General features: G+C 50.5%; 16 protein-coding genes and 6 tRNA genes. 20 read left to right on the top strand and 2 right to left on the bottom strand.

The window, feature by feature from the left end:
* The first annotated feature begins 177 nt into the window (after positions 1-177).
* The 11 genes from nagB to AACH44_RS06000 all read left to right on the top strand — a co-directional run bounded on the left by nagB (position 178) and on the right by AACH44_RS06000 (position 6,933).
* Positions 178-978, top strand: a complete 801-nt coding sequence (gene nagB, locus AACH44_RS06050) for a glucosamine-6-phosphate deaminase (RefSeq protein ID WP_261848851.1) — start codon at positions 178-180, stop codon at positions 976-978.
* Positions 979-997: 19 nt separating this feature from the next.
* Entirely contained in the window at positions 998-2,143 is a 1,146-nt protein-coding gene (nagA, locus tag AACH44_RS06045) for an N-acetylglucosamine-6-phosphate deacetylase (RefSeq protein WP_261848935.1), read from the top strand.
* 95 nt (positions 2,144-2,238) lie between these two features.
* A complete protein-coding gene (gene nagC / locus AACH44_RS06040; protein ID WP_261848850.1) occupies positions 2,239-3,462 on the top strand; it encodes a DNA-binding transcriptional regulator NagC in 1,224 nt (407 codons plus the stop codon).
* A 203-nt stretch (positions 3,463-3,665) separates the two neighbouring features.
* Positions 3,666-5,330, top strand: a complete 1,665-nt coding sequence (gene asnB / locus AACH44_RS06035; RefSeq protein WP_039472522.1) for an asparagine synthase B — start codon at positions 3,666-3,668, stop codon at positions 5,328-5,330.
* 219 nt (positions 5,331-5,549) lie between these two features.
* Positions 5,550-5,626, top strand: a tRNA-Met gene (locus AACH44_RS06030).
* Positions 5,627-5,632: 6 nt separating this feature from the next.
* Positions 5,633-5,717: transfer RNA gene (locus tag AACH44_RS06025), tRNA-Leu, on the top strand.
* 56 nt (positions 5,718-5,773) lie between these two features.
* A tRNA-Gln gene (locus AACH44_RS06020) sits at positions 5,774-5,848 on the top strand.
* 33 nt (positions 5,849-5,881) lie between these two features.
* Positions 5,882-5,956, top strand: a tRNA-Gln gene (locus AACH44_RS06015).
* Positions 5,957-6,010: 54 nt separating this feature from the next.
* A tRNA-Met gene (locus AACH44_RS06010) sits at positions 6,011-6,087 on the top strand.
* Between the two features lie 6 nt (positions 6,088-6,093).
* Positions 6,094-6,168: transfer RNA gene (locus AACH44_RS06005), tRNA-Gln, on the top strand.
* A gap of 150 nt (positions 6,169-6,318) precedes the next feature.
* Complete coding sequence (locus tag AACH44_RS06000; protein WP_261848849.1) at positions 6,319-6,933, top strand: hypothetical protein; 615 nt, start codon at positions 6,319-6,321, stop codon at positions 6,931-6,933.
* 24 nt (positions 6,934-6,957) lie between these two features.
* Here the strand turns inward: AACH44_RS06000 and ubiF are convergent, their stop codons facing one another.
* On the bottom strand, positions 6,958-8,124 hold the full coding sequence (gene ubiF, locus AACH44_RS05995; RefSeq protein WP_261848848.1) for a 3-demethoxyubiquinol 3-hydroxylase: 1,167 nt from the start codon (positions 8,122-8,124) through the stop codon (positions 6,958-6,960).
* 227 nt (positions 8,125-8,351) lie between these two features.
* Here ubiF and miaB point away from each other — a divergent pair, with 227 nt between their 5' ends.
* From miaB to AACH44_RS05950, 9 genes are all read left to right on the top strand, one after another.
* The gene (miaB, locus tag AACH44_RS05990; protein WP_261848847.1) at positions 8,352-9,776 is read left to right on the top strand and encodes a tRNA (N6-isopentenyl adenosine(37)-C2)-methylthiotransferase MiaB; all 1,425 of its coding nucleotides are present in this window, start codon (positions 8,352-8,354) and stop codon (positions 9,774-9,776) included.
* Positions 9,777-10,042: 266 nt separating this feature from the next.
* A complete protein-coding gene (locus AACH44_RS05985) occupies positions 10,043-11,101 on the top strand; it encodes a PhoH family protein (protein ID WP_261848846.1) in 1,059 nt (352 codons plus the stop codon).
* Positions 11,098-11,577 (top strand): rRNA maturation RNase YbeY, encoded by a 480-nt coding sequence (gene ybeY / locus AACH44_RS05980; protein WP_261848845.1) that lies wholly within the window; start codon positions 11,098-11,100, stop codon positions 11,575-11,577. Before AACH44_RS05985 ends, ybeY begins: the two co-directional genes overlap by 4 nt.
* 127 nt (positions 11,578-11,704) lie before the next feature.
* A complete protein-coding gene (gene corC / locus AACH44_RS05975) occupies positions 11,705-12,583 on the top strand; it encodes a CNNM family magnesium/cobalt transport protein CorC (RefSeq protein ID WP_261848844.1) in 879 nt (292 codons plus the stop codon).
* 7 nt (positions 12,584-12,590) lie between these two features.
* Positions 12,591-14,120, top strand: coding sequence for an apolipoprotein N-acyltransferase (gene lnt, locus AACH44_RS05970; RefSeq protein WP_261848934.1), 1,530 nt, complete (start codon positions 12,591-12,593; stop codon positions 14,118-14,120).
* 439 nt (positions 14,121-14,559) lie between these two features.
* Positions 14,560-15,456 carry an amino acid ABC transporter substrate-binding protein gene (locus tag AACH44_RS05965; RefSeq protein WP_261848843.1) on the top strand — a complete coding sequence of 299 codons (897 nt, stop codon included), beginning with the start codon at positions 14,560-14,562 and terminating at the stop codon, positions 15,454-15,456.
* A 218-nt stretch (positions 15,457-15,674) separates the two neighbouring features.
* Positions 15,675-16,415 (top strand): amino acid ABC transporter permease, encoded by a 741-nt coding sequence (locus AACH44_RS05960; protein ID WP_010285409.1) that lies wholly within the window; start codon positions 15,675-15,677, stop codon positions 16,413-16,415.
* Positions 16,416-16,418: 3 nt separating this feature from the next.
* The gene (gene gltK / locus AACH44_RS05955) at positions 16,419-17,093 is read left to right on the top strand and encodes a glutamate/aspartate ABC transporter permease GltK (protein WP_129703561.1); all 675 of its coding nucleotides are present in this window, start codon (positions 16,419-16,421) and stop codon (positions 17,091-17,093) included.
* Positions 17,093-17,818: an amino acid ABC transporter ATP-binding protein gene (locus AACH44_RS05950; protein ID WP_261848842.1), complete on the top strand. Its 726-nt coding sequence runs from the start codon at positions 17,093-17,095 to the stop codon at positions 17,816-17,818. Before gltK ends, AACH44_RS05950 begins: the two co-directional genes overlap by 1 nt.
* A 153-nt stretch (positions 17,819-17,971) precedes the next feature.
* Here AACH44_RS05950 and AACH44_RS05945 read toward each other — a convergent pair whose 3' ends face one another.
* A complete protein-coding gene (locus AACH44_RS05945; protein ID WP_261848841.1) occupies positions 17,972-18,454 on the bottom strand; it encodes a zinc ribbon-containing protein in 483 nt (160 codons plus the stop codon).
* Positions 18,455-18,726: the final 272 nt, after the last annotated feature.

Genomic DNA, 18,726 nt, shown 5'->3' with positions numbered 1-18,726 from the left:
TGTGATAAAAGTCACCAAAAAACTGCATACAAAAAGTTTATACCTGAATAAAATCCCAACTTATTTCAAGATTAAAAAAAACAGAGTAAACTAATTTTAATGCATAGACTAAACGCGCAGTTGGCGCGATTTTCGCAATAACGTATTTAATTCCACTAGAAAATCAGGAGAGCGCTGATGAGACTCATTCCTTTAACCACCGCCGCCGACGTCGGAAAATGGGCCGCCCGCCACATCGTTGAAAGAATTAACACTTACAAGCCCAGCGCAGATCGCCCTTTCATCCTCGGGTTACCAACAGGCAGTTCACCGCTGGAGGCTTACAAATCGCTGGTCGCCATGCATAACGCTGGCCTGGTGAGCTTCAAATATGTTGTGACCTTTAATATGGATGAATATGTCGGCCTGCCAACCGACCACCCAGAAAGCTATCATACCTTCATGTATCAGAATTTCTTCAATCACATTGATATTCCGCGTGAAAACATTAACCTGTTGAACGGCAACACCGAAGACACCACAGCAGAATGTCGCCGCTATGAAGAGAAAATAAAATCCTACGGGAAAATTCATCTTTTCATGGGAGGCGTGGGCAATGATGGGCATATCGCCTTCAATGAACCCGCTTCTTCTCTGGCTTCCCGCACCCGCATCAAAACGTTGACGGAAGAAACCCGTATCGCGAATTCCCGTTTCTTCGGCGGGGACGTCAGCCTGGTGCCTAAATTCGCCCTAACCGTGGGCGTTGGGACGCTGCTGGATGCCGAAGAAGTGATGATTCTGGTGACCGGACGCAACAAAGCACAAGCGCTACAGGCTGCGGTAGAAGGTAACGTCAACCATATGTGGACCATCAGCTGTCTGCAACTTCACGCCAAAGCCATCATGGTTTGTGACGAGCCTTCAACAATGGAGCTGAAGGTGAAAACTGTTAAATATTTCCGTGAGTTAGAAACGGAAAGTATGAAAAATCTCTAACCGATCGCGGGAGTTGATGATGTACGCGTTAACCCATAGCCGGATTTTTACCGGCCATCAGATTCTGGATAATCACGCTGTCGTGATTGCCGATGGGCTGATCGAGCAGGTCTGCCCACTTGCCGAGCTTCCTGCCGACATTGAACAACACGACCTGGGCGGCGCGTTTCTCGCGCCGGGGTTTATCGATCTCCAACTGAACGGCTGCGGCGGCGTGCAGTTTAATGACTCGCTGGACACAATCTCCGTCGACACGCTGGAGATCATGCAGCAAGCGAACCAGCGTTCAGGCTGCACCAGCTTTTTACCTACGCTGATTACCTCCAGCGATGCGTTCATGAAGCACAGCATCAACGTGATGAGAAACTGGCTGACGCAGAATCAGCATCAGGCGCTTGGGCTGCATCTCGAAGGTCCGTGGCTGAATGTGCTAAAGAAAGGCACGCATGACCCTGCTTTTATTCGTCAACCGACGCAAGAACTGGTCGACTTTTTGTGCGCCAATGCAGATGCCATTACGAAAATCACGCTGGCACCGGAAGAAGTCGAGCCGTCGTTCATCCGCCAGTTGACAGCGGCGGGTATCATCGTCTCTGCTGGGCATTCCAATGCCACCTGGGAACAGGCTAAGCGGGGTTTTGCCGCGGGTATTCGTTTCGCCACCCACCTGTTCAACGCCATGCCGTATCTGACTGGCCGCGAACCTGGGCTCGTTGGCGCGATTTACGACGCCCCGGAAGTCTATTGCGGTATTATCGCGGATGGACGACACGTTGACTGGGCCAATATTCGCAACAGTAAACGTATCAAGGGAGATAAACTGGTGCTGGTGACCGACGCCACGGCTCCCGCAGGTGCGGATATTGACCAGTTCATTTTTGCTGGTAAAACCATATACTACCGTGATGGCGTTTGTGTCGATGAACACGGCACCCTGAGCGGCTCGGCACTGACTATGATTGACGCCGTGCGTAATAGCGTCGAACACGCGGGTATTGCGCTGGATGAAGCGATTCGGATGGCAACGCTCTATCCCGCTCGCGCCATCGGCGTCGATAAGCAGTTAGGCAGTATTGAAAGCGGTAAAGTGGCCAACCTGACCGTCTTTGACCGTGACTATCACATTCTCAAGACGTTTGTTAGCGGTAATCCTGTTTGGGGATAAAACGAGAAACGCCTTGGGGTAACGCGGAAATTCGTTGGGTAACCGGAGATAACGTTTACCCAACGTTGAGTTAAACCTAAGCGAGTAATTTCTTAATGACCACAGGCGGACAAGCGCAGATAGGGAATGTCGATCTGGTTAAACAATTAAACAGCGCGGTGGTTTACCGCCTGATTGATCAGCAAGGCCCGATCTCACGAATTCAGATAGCAGAACAGAGCCAGCTTGCACCCGCCAGCGTCACCAAAATCACCCGCCAGCTTCTGGAACGTGGGCTCATCAAAGAAGTCGATCAGCAAGCCTCCACCGGCGGCAGACGCGCCATTTCGATTATCACCGAAAATCGTCCTTTCCATACCATCGCCGTTCGTCTCGGCCGTTACGACGCCACCATTGCGTTATACGATTTGCAGGGAAAAGCACTGGAAGAGGCACACTACGAACTGCAAGAAAAAACGCAGGCATCGCTGGAAGCCGTGCTTTTTCAGTCTATCAGCGACTTTATCGTCAGCCACCAGCGCCGTATCCGCGAGCTTATTGCAATTTCTGTGGTGCTGCCGGGGTTGGTTGATCCTGTTGCGGGCATTGTCCGTTATATGCCACATATAAGTGTAAATAACTGGCAACTGGTTGAAAACCTGCAACGTCACTTCAACGTTACTAGCTTTGTCGGTCACGATATCCGCAGTCTGGCACTGGCCGAACACTACTTCGGTGCCACCCACGACTCGCTAGATTCCATTCTGGTACGCGTCCATCGGGGTACGGGGGCGGGTATTCTCGTCAACGGACAAATTTTTCTCGGCAGTAACGGCAACGTGGGCGAGATCGGCCATATCCAGATCGATCCACTCGGCGATCGTTGCCACTGCGGTAATTTCGGCTGTCTGGAAACTATCGTCGCCAACGCCGCCATTGAACAGCGCGTACGACACCTGCTGGGTCAGGGCTACCCCAGCAAGCTTTCTACCGACAACTGTACGATTTCTACGATTTGCAAAGCGGCAAATCGAGGTGATGCCCTCGCCTGTGAAGTTATCGAACAGGCTGGGCTCAATCTCGGCAAAGCACTGTCCATCGCGATCAATCTGTTCAATCCTCAGAAAGTCGTCATTGCGGGTGAAATTACCGAAGCAGAAAAAACGCTGCTTCCTGCAATTCAGCGCTGCATCAACACGCAGGTACTGAAAGAATTTCGTCATAACCTGCCAATTGAGGTCTCCAGCCTCAATCATCTTTCCGCTATCAGCGCGTTCGCGTTGGTCAAACGGGCGATGCTAAACGGTGTGCTGCTACAGCAATTGCTCGAAAACGCCTGATTCCCTTTCTGGCCGGATTATATAATCCCTAAAAATTCGGCTTTTCCCTTCTATTAATTTGACGAATCAACACTAAAGTCACGAATAAATTAACGAAACATCATATGAATAGCTTTTTTCATTAATCAATATTGAATTCCTATGGCGTTTTGATGCTAAATCAATACCACTAAGGTCGAATTCGTAATTACTGGGAGTCATGTATGTGTTCTATTTTTGGTGTGCTTGATCTGAAAAGCGATCCTGTTGAACTGCGTAAGAAAGCGCTGGAATTATCCCGTTTAATGCGTCACCGCGGCCCAGACTGGTCCGGTGTGTATGCCAGCGACAAAGCCATTCTGGCGCATGAACGTCTGTCTATCGTTGACGTCAACACGGGCGCACAGCCGCTTTACAATGCCGAGCGCACCCACATTCTGGCCGTTAACGGTGAAATTTATAACCATCAGGCATTGCGTCAGCAATATGGCGACCGTTACGCGTTTCAGACTGGCTCCGACTGCGAAGTCATCCTCGCCCTGTATCAGGAAAAAGGCCCTGAATTCCTGGATGAACTGCGCGGTATGTTCGCCTTTGCCCTGTATGACAGCGAAAAAGACGCCTACCTGATTGGCCGTGATCACCTCGGTATCATCCCACTGTATATGGGTTACGATGAGCACGGTAACCTCTACGTCGCCTCTGAAATGAAAGCGTTGGTGCCAGTTTGTCGCACCATCAAAGAATTCCCAGCGGGCAGCTATCTGTGGAGCAAAGACGGCGAAATTCGCGAATATTACCAACGTGACTGGTTTGATTACGACGCAGTAAAAGACAACGAAACGGATAAAGAAGCGCTGCGCGATGCGCTGGAAGAAGCGGTGAAAAGCCACCTGATGTCTGACGTGCCCTACGGCGTGTTGCTCTCTGGCGGCCTGGATTCTTCCGTTATCTCTGCAATCACTAAAAAATATGCCGCCCGTCGCGTAGAAGATGACGAGCGCAGTGAAGCCTGGTGGCCTCAGTTGCACTCTTTCGCTGTCGGTTTGGAAGGTGCGCCAGATTTGAAAGCGGCGCAGGAAGTGGCTAACCACTTAGGCACCGTGCATCACGAAATTCACTTCACCGTGCAGGAAGGGCTGGATGCAATTCGCGACGTGATTTATCACATCGAAACCTATGACGTCACCACGATTCGCGCTTCAACGCCGATGTACCTGATGTCCCGCAAAATCAAAGCGATGGGCATCAAGATGGTGCTGTCTGGTGAAGGTTCTGACGAAGTATTCGGCGGCTACCTCTATTTCCACAAAGCGCCAAACGCCAAAGAACTGCATGAAGAAACCGTGCGTAAGCTGCTAGCACTGCACCAGTACGACTGCGCCCGCGCCAACAAAGCGATGTCAGCCTGGGGCGTGGAAGCTCGCGTACCATTCCTGGACAAAAACTTCCTCGATGTCGCGATGCGCATCAACCCACGAGACAAAATGTGTGGCAACGGCAAGATGGAAAAACACATCCTGCGCGAGTGCTTTGAATCCTACCTGCCGCACAGCGTTGCATGGCGTCAGAAAGAACAGTTCTCTGACGGCGTGGGCTACAGCTGGATCGACACGCTTAAAGAAGTGGCAGCCAATCAGGTTACCGATCAACAATTGGAAACCGCACGTTTTCGCTTCCCGTACAACACGCCGGGCTCCAAAGAAGCGTATCTGTACCGTGAAATCTTCGAAGAATTGTTCCCCGTTCCAAGCGCAGCAGAATGTGTGCCTGGCGGCCCGTCAGTCGCCTGTTCGTCTGCTAAAGCGATTGAGTGGGATGAATCCTTCAAAAAACTGGATGATCCATCAGGCCGCGCGGTTGGTGTGCACCAATCTGCCTACAAATAATTTGATTTAATTTCGTCAATCAACGGGCCTTTCATGGCTCGTTTTTGTACGCTTAATTGACTGGGATTTCGTGCTTTTTGGCGCTTTTCTCACCATACTGTTCACAACCCAAACAAACGGTACACTGAGGACACTTTTCGGGAAAAAACTAGTTGACGCAATTAGGCCAACTACGCATAATGCGCCCCGCAACGCCGATGAAGGTGACGCGGAAAAGATGGCTACGTAGCTCAGCTGGTTAGAGCACAGCACTCATAATGCTGGGGTCACAGGTTCGATTCCCGTCGTAGCCACCATCTTTTGCGGGAGTGGCGAAATTGGTAGACGCACCAGATTTAGGTTCTGGCGCCGCAAGGTGTGCGAGTTCAAGTCTCGCCTCCCGCACCATGTTATTTTTTCGGCTTAACATCGCTTTTCGAAGCCTGTTAGTGTTTTGTAGTGATTGGGGTATCGCCAAGCGGTAAGGCACCGGTTTTTGATACCGGCATTCCCTGGTTCGAATCCAGGTACCCCAGCCATTTCATAATACATGCTAAAAATTGTTGTTCTGTTGGGGTATCGCCAAGCGGTAAGGCACTGGTTTTTGATACCAGCATTCCCTGGTTCGAATCCAGGTACCCCAGCCATCTACTTGATAGTAGAAGATTTTGTTGAAATGCAGTAACAATAGCAGTACATTTGGCTACGTAGCTCAGCTGGTTAGAGCACAGCACTCATAATGCTGGGGTCACAGGTTCGATTCCCGTCGTAGCCACCACATTTTTGGGGTATCGCCAAGCGGTAAGGCACCGGATTCTGATTCCGGCATTCCGAGGTTCGAATCCTCGTACCCCAGCCAAATAAAGCTCGTAAAATAGCTCAGAAACGGGGCGACAATCGAAAGATGTCGCCCCGTTTTGTTATGTCTGGTATTAACATCGTCTGTTATTAGCATAGTCTGGTGCTAACATATCCCAATCAATCATTCGATTTTCCTAAAAGGGCGAGCATGAAGGTTTTATCTACATCCTCTGTGACTCATGATTTCAGCCACGTTGTGCAGCCACAGCAAAATGACGTCGGCCAATCGCGATGGTCTGTCATACGTGCGCAATTGAGCAAGCTGCTACTCAGCGTAGCGCTGCTGTTTTGCTTCATTACACAAACTTATGCCGCCAGCGCCCCTGCTTTCACGATGTCGTCGCAAACGTTCGCTGACCGAATGAATGCCAATCTGACGAAACTCAATATCCCTCTCAAGTTGACCATTAATCTGGAAAAGGGAACATCTGTCGATGACTTTCAACACATTTTTAACGAGCATGTTGGATTAATTGGGTCGGTAGAGAGTACAAGCCAACAGCTTAATGGACTCGTACTACTCAGCGCCACATCAGAATCCGCCGAAGCGACAAGACAGAATTTGCAAATCATCACAGCCGCGCTTTCTGCACTATTGGACGAGAACAATCTTGAAAGCCCTGAGGTCACCGAGATGATGTTCGGCCTGCTTCAGGATAGCCAGACCTCAGGTAAAGGCGTTCGGCAGGTAGGAAAGGTTCGCTTTACAACAACAACCAATGAGGACACCGATATTATCTTCACCGCCGAGCCAGTGCAGTAACGGCGGCGTCCCCACTATCATCAATCAAACACCAATGGCATATTTCAAGGCGCGCTGTTTTAACACACCAGCGCGCTGTGCGACCATCAGCGCCATATTGCGTGCAAAGCTCAGCGGCGGTAGCGCGTTACTGAATGCGTTATAGAATAAATCCATCCCGCTTTGCATCATCAGGTTGTCCGGCATACGGCGGCACTGATAACGGCGTAACACGCGCTCAGAAGCCCATTCTTCCCCCGCATTACGTGCGTTGATCAACACATCCAGCAGCGCCTCAACGTCACGATATCCGAGATTAACGCCCTGTCCCGCCAGCGGATTAATGGTATGCGCAGCATCGCCCAACAGTACCAAACCGGGCTTGATATAAGTTTGCGCATGGCGTCTGACCAGCGGAAATGATCCGGCGGAGAGCGCCTTGACCGTGCCCAATCGCTCAGGAAACGCGGCCGCAATTTCTTTATCCAGCTGTACAAGCGGCATCGCCTGAAGCTGGCGAATACGTTGCGGGCTGTCATACCACACCAGCGATCCCCATTGCTCAAACAGCGGTAAAAATGCACGCGGGCCACTCGGCGTGAACTGCTGCCAGGTTACATCCTGCTGCGGTTGCGAGGTCTCTACGCCGATCAACATACAAGACTGACGATACTGCCAGCCGCTGATACCAATCCCCGCCCACTGCCGAACTTGAGAATTCGCGCCATCGGCACCCATCACCAGCGCAGCCGTCAGTGTCTGCCCGTCAGCAAGCTGTAAACACCAGCCATTATCTGTGCGTTGCAGGTTCTGCGGCGTAGCCGGGCAATAGCATTGGCAGCGATCCTCTTCCTGCAAACTTTCCCAGAGCGCCAGTTGCAGCACGCGATTTTCCACCATAAAACCCAGTTCGGGCAGGTGAATGTCGGCAGCATCAAAAATGACTCTGGCATTCGCCCATTCCCAGGTTTCCAACCGGCGGTAGGGCGCACTGCGCATCTGCTGTACTCGCTGCCATGCTCCCAGCTCTTTCAATAACGCAACCGACGCATAGCCAATCGCCGAGATCCGTAAATCTGGCGGACTGGCGGCATCAAACGGCGTCGGCATTTCCTGCTCAACCACTGCAACCTGAAACCCTTGCTGTGCCAGCCCAAGCGCGGCGGCCGCACCGACCATGCCACCGCCAACCACAATCGCATCGTAATGCATATTGGCTTTATCCTCTCTGGTTCTGGTTTATTCACACCAGTAAAAATGCATGAAAATAGTGTACTGGATTTGCGGGTAACTTTTCAGAAAAGCCGCGTTTTTATAGAAAGTAAGGGGTTATCAAATCAGCGTGGTTTCCGGCGCTGGTCACAACGTCAGCGAACGATTACAATACCCCGCCCAAATGAGGGGAATCTTTCTTATCCGCACTGAGTAATGGCAAGTCGATGACAAAAAAACTGCATATTAAAACCTGGGGCTGTCAGATGAATGAGTACGATTCATCAAAAATGGCTGATTTACTGGGAAGTACGCACGGCTATGAGCTGACTGAAATCGCTGAAGAAGCCGATGTTCTGCTGCTCAATACCTGTTCGATCCGTGAAAAGGCGCAGGAAAAGGTCTTCCATCAACTTGGTCGCTGGAAAGCGCTGAAAGATCTTAATCCGAACCTGATTATTGGTGTCGGTGGCTGTGTTGCCTCGCAGGAAGGTGCACATATTCGTGAACGTGCGCACTACGTTGACGTTATTTTTGGTCCGCAAACCCTGCATCGCCTGCCGGAAATGATTAATCACGTTCAGGGCACGCGTAGCCCCATCGTTGATATCAGTTTCCCTGAAATCGAAAAATTCGACCGCCTGCCAGAACCACGCGCCGATGGGCCGACGGCCTTCGTCTCCATCATGGAAGGCTGTAATAAATACTGCACATTCTGCGTGGTGCCTTATACCCGCGGCGAAGAAGTCAGCCGCCCGTGCGATGATGTGTTGTTCGAAATCGCTCAGTTGGCCGCGCAAGGCGTGCGTGAAGTTAACCTCTTAGGACAAAACGTTAATGCCTATCGCGGTGAAACCTATGACGGTGAAATCTGCTCTTTTGCTGAGCTGCTGCGTCTGGTCGCCGCCATTGACGGGATCGACCGTGTTCGCTTTACCACCAGCCATCCGATTGAATTCACAGACGATATTATCAGCGTTTATGAAGACACGCCGGAATTAGTCAGCTTCCTGCATTTGCCAGTGCAAAGCGGCTCTGACCGCGTATTGACGATGATGAAGCGCCGCCATACCGCATTGGAATACAAAGCTATCATCCGTAAACTGCACAATGCGCGTCCGGGTATCCTGATCAGTTCTGATTTTATCGTCGGTTTCCCTGGCGAAACGCAGGCTGACTTTGAACAGACGATGAAGTTGATTGCCGATGTGAATTTCGACATGAGCTACAGCTTTGTCTATTCCGCTCGTCCGGGAACGCCGGCTGCGGATATGGTTGATGATGTGCCGGAAGGAGAGAAAAAACAGCGTCTGTATCTTCTGCAAGAACGCATCACCCAGCAAGCAATGCGATTTAGTCGCCTCATGCTAGGCACCGTCCAGCGTATTCTGGTGGAAGGCACCTCACGTAAGAGCGTGATGGAACTGTCTGGCCGTACGGAAAACAACCGCGTCGTCAACTTCGAAGGTACGCCGGACATGATCGGTAAATTCGTCGATGTCGAAATCGTTGATGTTTATACCAACTCATTGCGTGGCATCGTGGTACGCACCGAAGATCAAATGGATCTGCGCGTACATGAATCACCGTCTTCCGTGATTGCGCGCACTCGTAAAGAAAACGAGATCGGTGTCGGGTTCTACCAACCGTAATCAACGTTCATTCGCTCGAATATTATTGTGGGTGGCTTTGCCACCCATTTTTTATGGCAGGCTGTTACACCAATAATCCGTTTCAATTTCATGCCGCTTACATTTGCTTTTGCGAGGCGGCATCCCAATATCATGATTGTGACTTGCACCATCGGGCATTCACGATGAATAATTCACTCATAGGGCGGACACATCAGACCGTCTGACTACTGTTCACTTTGTGCGGGCAGGATGGAGCCAGCACAGTAACGCTCAAGAGGAATAATTTGAACGTAACGACACAAGAGATTGCCCTTGAACCCGCTGATAACCAACGCCTGCTCAGCCTTTGCGGTCCGTTTGATGACAATATTAAACAGCTAGAGCGCCGCTTAGGCATCGAGATCAATCGCCGAGACAATCAGTTCAAACTGGTTGGCAAAAGCCTGTTGACGCAAGCTGCCGCCGATATCCTGCAACGTCTGTATGTTGATACTGCGCCGGTACGTGGTGTCATCGGTGATATCGATCCTGAGCAAATTCACCTTGCGATTAAAGAATCTCGCGTGCTGGAGCAGTCTGTGGAACACGTTCCTGACTATGGCAAAGTGGTCAATATTCGCACCAAACGCGGTGTGATCAAACCGCGCACGCCGAATCAGGCGCAGTATGTCGCCAACATCCTCGCTCACGACATTACGTTCGGCGTTGGCCCAGCGGGAACGGGGAAAACCTACTTAGCTGTCGCTGCCGCCGTAGATGCGTTGGAGCGTCAGGATATTCGCCGAATTCTGTTAACGCGCCCGGCAGTCGAAGCTGGCGAAAAGCTGGGCTTCCTACCTGGCGATCTAAGCCAAAAAGTCGACCCATACCTGCGCCCACTTTATGATGCCCTGTTTGAAATGCTGGGCTTCGAGCGCGTCGAGAAGCTTATCGAACGCAACGTAATTGAAGTCGCGCCACTGGCTTACATGCGTGGCCGCACGCTGAACGATGCCTTTATCATTCTGGATGAAAGCCAGAACACCACCATCGAACAGATGAAAATGTTCCTGACGCGTATCGGGTTCAACTCAAAAGCGGTTATCACCGGTGACGTCACACAGATCGACCTGCCGAAAAATCTGAAATCCGGCTTACGCCATGCAATTGAAGTGCTGGCCGATGTGGAAGAAATTAGCTTTAACTTTTTCCACAGCGAGGACGTAGTGCGCCATCCGGTGGTTGCACGGATTGTGAATGCCTATGAAGCGTGGGAAAATGCCGAACAGAAACGTAAAGACGCCTTAGCAGAACAGCGTAAGCGTGAAGCGCAGGCAGCGGCATCCGATCAGGAGCAAAAATGAGTCAGGTGATTCTGGATTTACAAATCGCCAGCGAGCAAGCACAAGGGCTACCAGAAGAAAAAGACTTTCAGCGCTGGCTGGAAGGCGTTCTGCCACAGTTTCAGGACGTCGCTGAAATCACCATCCGTATCGTAGATGAAGCTGAGAGCCAAGACCTGAATAACACCTATCGAGGTAAAGACAAGCCGACCAACGTGCTGTCATTTCCTTTTGAGGCACCGCCTGAAGTCGAACTTCCTCTGCTTGGCGATTTAATCATCTGCCGTCAGGTGGTGGAGCACGAAGCCACCGAGCAGGAAAAAACCGTAGAAGAGCACTGGGCGCACATGGTTGTCCATGGTAGCCTGCATCTGCTAGGGTACGACCATATCGAAGACAGCGAAGCCGAAGAAATGGAAGCGCTGGAAACCGAAATTATGCAGGGCATGGGTTATGCCGATCCCTACCTTGCAGAAAAAGATGGCCTCACCGAATAAACAGAAATACATTTTGTATAGCCCGAGATCGGGAAGATATCGGGCATTTGTCTTTACACATCAGCCACTGTGCCGCTTCCAGTTGCTGGCAATAATCCTTTAACAAGAGTGATGTTAATTAAAACGCATGAGCGACGACCATTCCCAAAACAGCGATGCACCCAGTCCCAAAAAGGGCTTCTTTTCTCTTATTCTTAATCAGCTTTTTCACGGCGAGCCAAAAGATCGTAACGATTTACTCACTCTGATTCGGGATTCCGAACAGAATGAACTGATCGATCCTGAAACACGAGATATGCTCGAAGGCGTCATGGATATCGCCGATCAGCGTGTACGCGACATCATGATCCCTCGCTCGCAGATGATTACGCTCAAACGCGATCAAACGTTGGAAGAGTGTCTGGACGTGATTATCGAATCCGCCCACTCTCGTTTTCCCGTCATTAGCGAAGATAAAGATCACATTGAAGGCATCCTGATGGCCAAGGATTTGCTGCCGTTTATGCGCAGCGACTCCGAACCGTTCAGTATGGATAAAGTTCTGCGTTCCGCCGTGGTTGTGCCGGAAAGTAAACGCGTTGATAGGATGCTGAATGAGTTCCGCTCACTGCGCTATCACATGGCGATTGTCATTGATGAGTTTGGTGGCGTATCCGGCCTGGTCACGATTGAAGATATTCTTGAGCTGATTGTCGGCGAAATAGAAGACGAATATGACGATGAAGAAGACAGAGATATTCGTCAGCTTAACCGCCAGACCTACACCGTTCGTGCGTTAACCGATATCGAAGATTTTAATGAGGCTTTCGGCACACGGTTCAGCGATGACGAAGTCGACACCATCGGTGGCTTGGTCATGCAGTCTTTCGGCCATCTTCCTGCTCGTGGCGAAACCATCGACATAGAAGGTTACCTGTTTAAAGTTGCGATGGCAGACAGTCGCCGTATTATTCAGGTTCATGTCAGAATTCCTGACAATGCCTCTCAACCAAAATTGGAAGAATAATTTGGCAATGGTTGTCGCTTCTTTTCTACAACGCCAGCAGGTTAAAGCCCTGCTGGCGCTCTTATTTGGTGTCTGTGGCACGCTGGCGTTTTCTCCCTTTGATTTCTGGCCTGCGGCGATTATCTCGCTCATGGGTCTACAAGCGCTGACGCTCAACCGCACCGCTCGCCAGTCAGCCTGGATAGGGTTTTGCTGGGGATTGGGCCTGTTCGGCAGCGGCGTTAACTGGGTTTACGTCAGTATTGCGCAATTTGGCGGGATGCCGGGCTCTGTCAATATTGCGCTGGTTATCCTGCTCGCAGCCTATTTGTCGCTCTATCCCCTGCTGTTTTCTGCCTTGCTCTCACGACTGTCGCCGAAAACAACGCTGTGGCGTCTGACGCTTGCTGCCCCTGTGCTCTGGCAGCTAACTGAATTTTTGCGCGGCTGGGTGCTCACCGGTTTTCCGTGGTTGCAATTCGGCTACAGTCAAATTGACGGCCCGCTGAAAGGTATCGCGCCCCTTCTGGGTATCGACACCATTACCTTCCTGCTGATGAGCCTCAGCGGGCTACTCGTTTATGCCATCAACCAGCGAAAAATCCTACCAGCGGCCATTGCTATCGGCGTTTTCGTTTTATCATGGCCGCTGCGCAACGTGCAGTGGTACACCCTGCAACCTGAACGCGCCGTTAATGTCGCACTGGTACAGGGTAATATCCCGCAGGCTATGAAGTGGGAACAAGACGAGCTGTTGAACACGCTGAAAATCTATCTGGATAACAGCCTGCCCTATATGGACAAAGCGCCCATCGTTATCTGGCCGGAAACCGCTATTCCCGATATTGAAAGCCGTCAGGGCGCCTATCTGAAGCAGATTGACGATATCCTGCGTAGCCGAAATAGCAGCCTGATTACGGGTATCGTCGATATCCGGCGTGAGGGTAATAAAACCGATTTTTATAACTCAGTGATCGTTTTGGGCGATAAAAATCCGTATCACTACCCCACAACGAACCGTTACAACAAAAATCATCTGGTGCCTTTTGGCGAGTTCGTCCCATTGGAGACGCTACTGCGTCCGCTGGCGCCGTTCTTCGATCTTCCTATGTCGTCGTTTAGCCAAGGGGACTATGTTCAGCCACAGCTTTCTGTCCATGGCTTCAAGCTCAACGCCGCCATTTGTTATGAAATTATCTTAGGCCAACAGGTGCGTGATAACTTCCGGCCAGACACCGATATGCTGTTGACCATCTCGAACGATGCCTGGTTCGGCCACTCCATCGGCCCGTGGCAACACTTCCAGATGGCGCGTATGCGTGCGCTAGAATTAGGGCGTCCTCTGGTGCGTAGTACCAACAACGGCGTCACCGCGGTGATTACACCAGATGGCCAGGTCAGCGCCAGTCTGCCGCAGTTCACACGAGCAGTGCTGGACACGCGGGTCGTTCCCGCAACGGGAATAACACCTTATGCCCGCTTCGGTTCCTGGCCGCTCTGGATCGTTACGCTGCTAGGCGGTATCACCGCCGTTTTCTTTGGTTTACGTCGCCGATAGTCAGCGCCTCCTCACTTCCCTAAGAGCATGCTTTTGCATGCTTTTTTTATTTGTGGCACGGTATTTGCCTCTTATTACCTTGTAAATGGTTGTTTCTGTATTTTTTTGGATATTACGTCGGCGTAAGGTGCTCTATTGGGGCAAGTAACGCACCAAATTGGTGCCACCCTTTGACATTGCTGCCATTTGGTGCGGCGGACATCGCAAAAAACAAACATTTCTATTTCAATCTATTTACAATCAGCTACTTTTTAACTGTATAGACAGTAACTTCGCGCCTTAACGGTGCAGCGTTATCACAGAGAAGTAGCAAAGTGTCATGAGTGATTCAGCGACACAGATACGATGTTAACGTGAAGATAACGGGCACATTAACCATATGGTTAGTAATGACAGCGCGATAACTATTGCACTGTAACGACAGCAAAGGAGTTAGAACATGCAAATGCGTAAACTGGCATTATCACTGCTTCTGCTTGGCACCGCCGCCAGCGTAGCTCAGGCTGAAGATCTGGCCGGTACATTGAAAAAGGTCAAGGATAATGGCGTGATCGTCATTGGCCACCGCGAATCATCCGTCCCTTTTTCTTACTACGATAATACGCAGAAAGTCGTTGGCTATTCTCAGGCCTACTCTGACAAAATTGTCGACGCGATTAAGAAAAAACTGGATGCGCCTAATCTGCAAGTCAAACTGCTCCCTATCACTTCTCAAAACCGCATCCCACTGTTACAGAACGGGACATTCGATTTGGAATGTGGTTCAACAACCAACAACCTGGAGCGTCAGAAACAAGCCGCGTTCTCTAATACCATTTTCGTTGTCGGTACGCGTCTGTTAACCAAAAAAGATTCCGGCGTAAAAGACTTCCCAGATTTGGCAGGTAAAACTGTCGTAGTGACCTCCGGTACAACGTCTGAAGTTCTGCTGAATAAGCTGAATGAAGAAAAACAACTGAAGATGCGCATCATCAGTGCGAAAGACCATGGCGACTCTTTCCGCACGCTGGAAAGCGGTCGTGCAGTCGCCTTTATGATGGATGATGCACTGTTGGCGGGCGAACGCGCGAAAGCGAAAAGCGCCGATCAGTGGGATATCGTCGGTAAGGCACAATCTGAAGAAGCCTACGGCTGCATGTTGCGTAAAGACGATCCGCAATTCAAGAAACTGGTTGATGACACGATCGCCGAAGTCCAGACCTCCGGTGAAGCTGAAAAATGGTTCGATCGCTGGTTCAAACAGCCGATTCCACCAAAAGATCTTAACCTGAACTTTGCCCTGTCAGACGAAATGAAAGCGCTGTTCAACGCGCCAAATGACAAAGCGCTCAACTAATTAATAATGAGAATAAGGGCAGAGTCGTCTGCCCTCTGATTGCTGATTCGTGGCAGGACAGACAGGCATGTGATGGTCGTTCCCCATCACATGTTGCCCAAGAAATTTCAATAAACAGGAAAATAAACACTACACCTGTAGTTTGAAACAGAACGGGAATATGGCCGCTCATCAATCTTCAGGGTAGCTCCGCTACCCTTTTTTTACCGGAGTTCGTTATGTCAATAGATTGGAACTGGGGCATATTTCTACAAGCCGCCCCCTTCGGCAACACAACCTACCTCGGGTGGATTTTGTCCGGTCTGCAAGTCACCGTCACACTATCTATCTGTGCCTGGATTATCGCTTTTCTCATTGGTTCTTTATTTGGAATCCTGCGTACCGTCCCAAATCGTTTCCTTGCGGGCATTGGTACCTGCTACGTCGAGCTATTTCGCAACGTCCCACTGATTGTCCAATTTTTTACCTGGTATCTGGTGGTTCCCGAACTGCTTCCCGTCAACATCGGCATGTGGTTTAAAGCCGAGTTAGACCCGAATATTCAATTCTTCCTGTCATCGATGATTTGTCTGGGGCTCTTCACCGCAGCGCGCGTTTGTGAGCAGGTACGTGCGGGGATTCAGTCTTTACCACGTGGGCAGAAAGCCGCCGGGCTGGCGATGGGCCTTACACTGCCGCAAACCTATCGCTATGTATTACTGCCGAATGCGTACCGCGTGATTGTTCCGCCGTTGACGTCAGAGATGCTGAACCTGGTAAAAAACTCGGCTATCGCGTCCACGATTGGCCTGGTTGATATGGCAGCACAGGCAGGGAAACTGCTGGATTATTCCGCCCACGCGTATGAATCTTTTACCGCTATCACGCTAGCCTACGTTGGCATCAACGCCATTATTATGTTGATCATGCAAGTCGTTGAGCGAAAAACCCGTTTACCGGGCAACATGGGGAGCAAATAAATCATGTATGAATTTGACTGGAGCTCAATTGGGCCAAGTATGCCGTACCTGATTCAGGGGATGGTCGTCACACTCAAAATTACGCTAACGGCAGTAGTGTTCGGGATTGTCTGGGGGACGATTCTCGCGGTGATGCGTCTGTCGCCGATAAAGCCCATTAGTTGGTTCGCCAAACTGTATGTGAACCTGTTCCGCTCCGTTCCTCTCGTCATGGTGCTGTTGTGGTTCTATCTGGTGGTTCCTAGCTTATTACAAAATGTGCTTGGGCTATCACCGAAAACCGATATTCGACTGATTTCAGCTATGGTAGCCTTCTCGCTGTTCGAGGCAGCCTATTATTCGGAAATCATTCGTGCGGGTATCCTCAGCATATCGCGCGGTCAATCTTCCGCAGCGTTAGCATTAGGTATGACGCACTGGCAATCCATGAAGCTGGTTATTCTGCCACAGGCATTCCGCGCCATGGTGCCGCTGTTGCTGACGCAAGGTATCGTTCTGTTTCAGGATACCTCACTGGTTTATGTACTCAGCCTCGCTGATTTCTTCCGTACCGCCTCCACCATCGGCGAGCGTGACGGAACACAAGTTGAAATGATCCTATTTGCTGGGTTCATTTATTTTCTCTTCAGCATTACTGCCTCAATGCTGGTCAGTTACCTGAAAAAAAGGACGGTTTGATGATTTCCCTGAAAAATGTTTCTAAATGGTATGGCCAATTTCAGGTGCTAGCCGACTGCTCCACAGAAGTCAAAAAAGGTGAAGTTGTGGTCGTCTGCGGGCCTTCTGGCTCCGGTAAATCAACCCTGATCAAAACCGTAAACGGGCTGGAACCGATTCAAAAAGGTGAAATTACCGTTAATGGCATCGCCGTTAATGATAAAAAAACCAATCTAGCTCAGTTGCGTTCCAAAGTCGGGATGGTGTTCCAGCACTTTGAACTATTCCCACACCTGTCGATTATCGAGAACCTGACGCTGGCGCAGGTAAAAGTGCTAAAGCGTAAACGCGAAGACGCCAAAGCCAAAGCACAGAAACTGTTAGAACGTGTGGGGCTGGCGGCACACGCCAACAAATTCCCTGGGCAGCTATCCGGTGGCCAGCAGCAACGTGTCGCGATTGCCCGCGCACTGTGTATGGATCCTATCGCGATGTTATTCGACGAACCGACATCCGCGCTTGATCCAGAGATGATCAACGAAGTGTTGGACGTCATGGTTGAGTTAGCGCAGGAAGGCATGACCATGATGGTCGTCACGCATGAAATGGGCTTTGCCCGTAAAGTGGCGCACCGCGTGATTTTTATGGATGAGGGCAAAATCGTTGAAGATACCCGCAAGGAGGATTTCTTCAATAACCCACAGTCCGAACGCGCTAAAGACTTCCTGGCGAAAATCCTGCATTAATATCTGCAGGCATACTTTGCAGGACTAGAACGGTGGTAACGGGATAGAAGAGTAAAGCGTTTGCGCCATGGATGGCGCAATCCGAGCTTACAGGGACGTACTTGCAGCGTCTTTACGATCTACCCATTACCACCGCTCACCGCCCCTACAGCTCTACGGCTGAAACGGCTGGCGGTGGAACAGGTCATGTGAGCATTTCGGGCAGAGTGGCAAAACTTCCGGCGTGTAGAACGCAATATGATGATGGCAGTTCTCACACACCAGATTACCGAGCCCCACTACTTCACCGCTATGGTACACCCCGTGATGATTCACATCTTTGAAGATCTCACACCACTCCAGTTGCGTTTTATCCGTAATATCCGCCAGCTCCTGCCACAGACTTTCCTTGATCACTCGCATAAAAACGCTGTCGGTAAACTCGTCCTGACTTTCGTTATAGCTGCGGGCAAACTCTTCGAGATCGCGCTGAACAGCCTGAATCACCTGCTCTATTTCTTTCTGCGTCAGTCCCGAGCTTTCCTGTAAGGTTTTGCGGGCGCTCAGCACCAGACTGTCGAGATCGCGTTCACCATTGTTCAGCCGAGCCGTCACTGAAGCCATTAACTCGCGATAATAGCGGGCTAGTTTATTCATGCTTCCTCCTGAATTAAGCGGGTTGAAGGGTGGTAAAGAACGCCTATTCGCTGTCTAGCATAGCTGGCCAAAACCGATACGTTACCTATCTCTCTATTTTAGATTATTTTTTCGGTACGCCTGATAAATTGTCGCCAATTTGCGCAACGCCTCGCAGTATGTCGCTCACAGAGCAGAAATATTCCTCAGTCGGGCGCTGGGTGTTGTTGCCCGCGCCGCTTACGGCTATGCTATGCGGATCTTTTGTTATGAATCAGAAGAGGCTACTCACG

It is taken from the genome of Pectobacterium araliae, assembly GCF_037076465.1.
Lineage (GTDB): Bacteria > Pseudomonadota > Gammaproteobacteria > Enterobacterales > Enterobacteriaceae > Pectobacterium > Pectobacterium araliae.
Note: the sequence above shows the minus strand (reverse complement) of the source record. Positions and strands in the feature narration are given on the sequence as shown.

Bases quoted from the DNA above. Each gene is read 5' to 3' on its own strand.
- nagB (WP_261848851.1), top strand. From the start codon at position 178: ATGAGACTCATTCCTTTAACCACCGCCGCCGACGTCGGAAAATGGGCC.
- nagA (WP_261848935.1), top strand. From the start codon at position 998: ATGTACGCGTTAACCCATAGCCGGATTTTTACCGGCCATCAGATTCTG.
- nagC (WP_261848850.1), top strand. From the start codon at position 2,239: ATGACCACAGGCGGACAAGCGCAGATAGGGAATGTCGATCTGGTTAAA.
- asnB (WP_039472522.1), top strand. From the start codon at position 3,666: ATGTGTTCTATTTTTGGTGTGCTTGATCTGAAAAGCGATCCTGTTGAA.
- AACH44_RS06000 (WP_261848849.1), top strand. From the start codon at position 6,319: ATGAAGGTTTTATCTACATCCTCTGTGACTCATGATTTCAGCCACGTT.
- ubiF (WP_261848848.1), bottom strand. From the start codon at position 8,124: ATGCATTACGATGCGATTGTGGTTGGCGGTGGCATGGTCGGTGCGGCC.
- miaB (WP_261848847.1), top strand. From the start codon at position 8,352: ATGACAAAAAAACTGCATATTAAAACCTGGGGCTGTCAGATGAATGAG.
- ybeY (WP_261848845.1), top strand. From the start codon at position 11,098: ATGAGTCAGGTGATTCTGGATTTACAAATCGCCAGCGAGCAAGCACAA.
- corC (WP_261848844.1), top strand. From the start codon at position 11,705: ATGAGCGACGACCATTCCCAAAACAGCGATGCACCCAGTCCCAAAAAG.
- lnt (WP_261848934.1), top strand. From the start codon at position 12,591: ATGGTTGTCGCTTCTTTTCTACAACGCCAGCAGGTTAAAGCCCTGCTG.
- AACH44_RS05965 (WP_261848843.1), top strand. From the start codon at position 14,560: ATGCAAATGCGTAAACTGGCATTATCACTGCTTCTGCTTGGCACCGCC.
- AACH44_RS05960 (WP_010285409.1), top strand. From the start codon at position 15,675: ATGTCAATAGATTGGAACTGGGGCATATTTCTACAAGCCGCCCCCTTC.
- gltK (WP_129703561.1), top strand. From the start codon at position 16,419: ATGTATGAATTTGACTGGAGCTCAATTGGGCCAAGTATGCCGTACCTG.
- AACH44_RS05950 (WP_261848842.1), top strand. From the start codon at position 17,093: ATGATTTCCCTGAAAAATGTTTCTAAATGGTATGGCCAATTTCAGGTG.
- AACH44_RS05945 (WP_261848841.1), bottom strand. From the start codon at position 18,454: ATGAATAAACTAGCCCGCTATTATCGCGAGTTAATGGCTTCAGTGACG.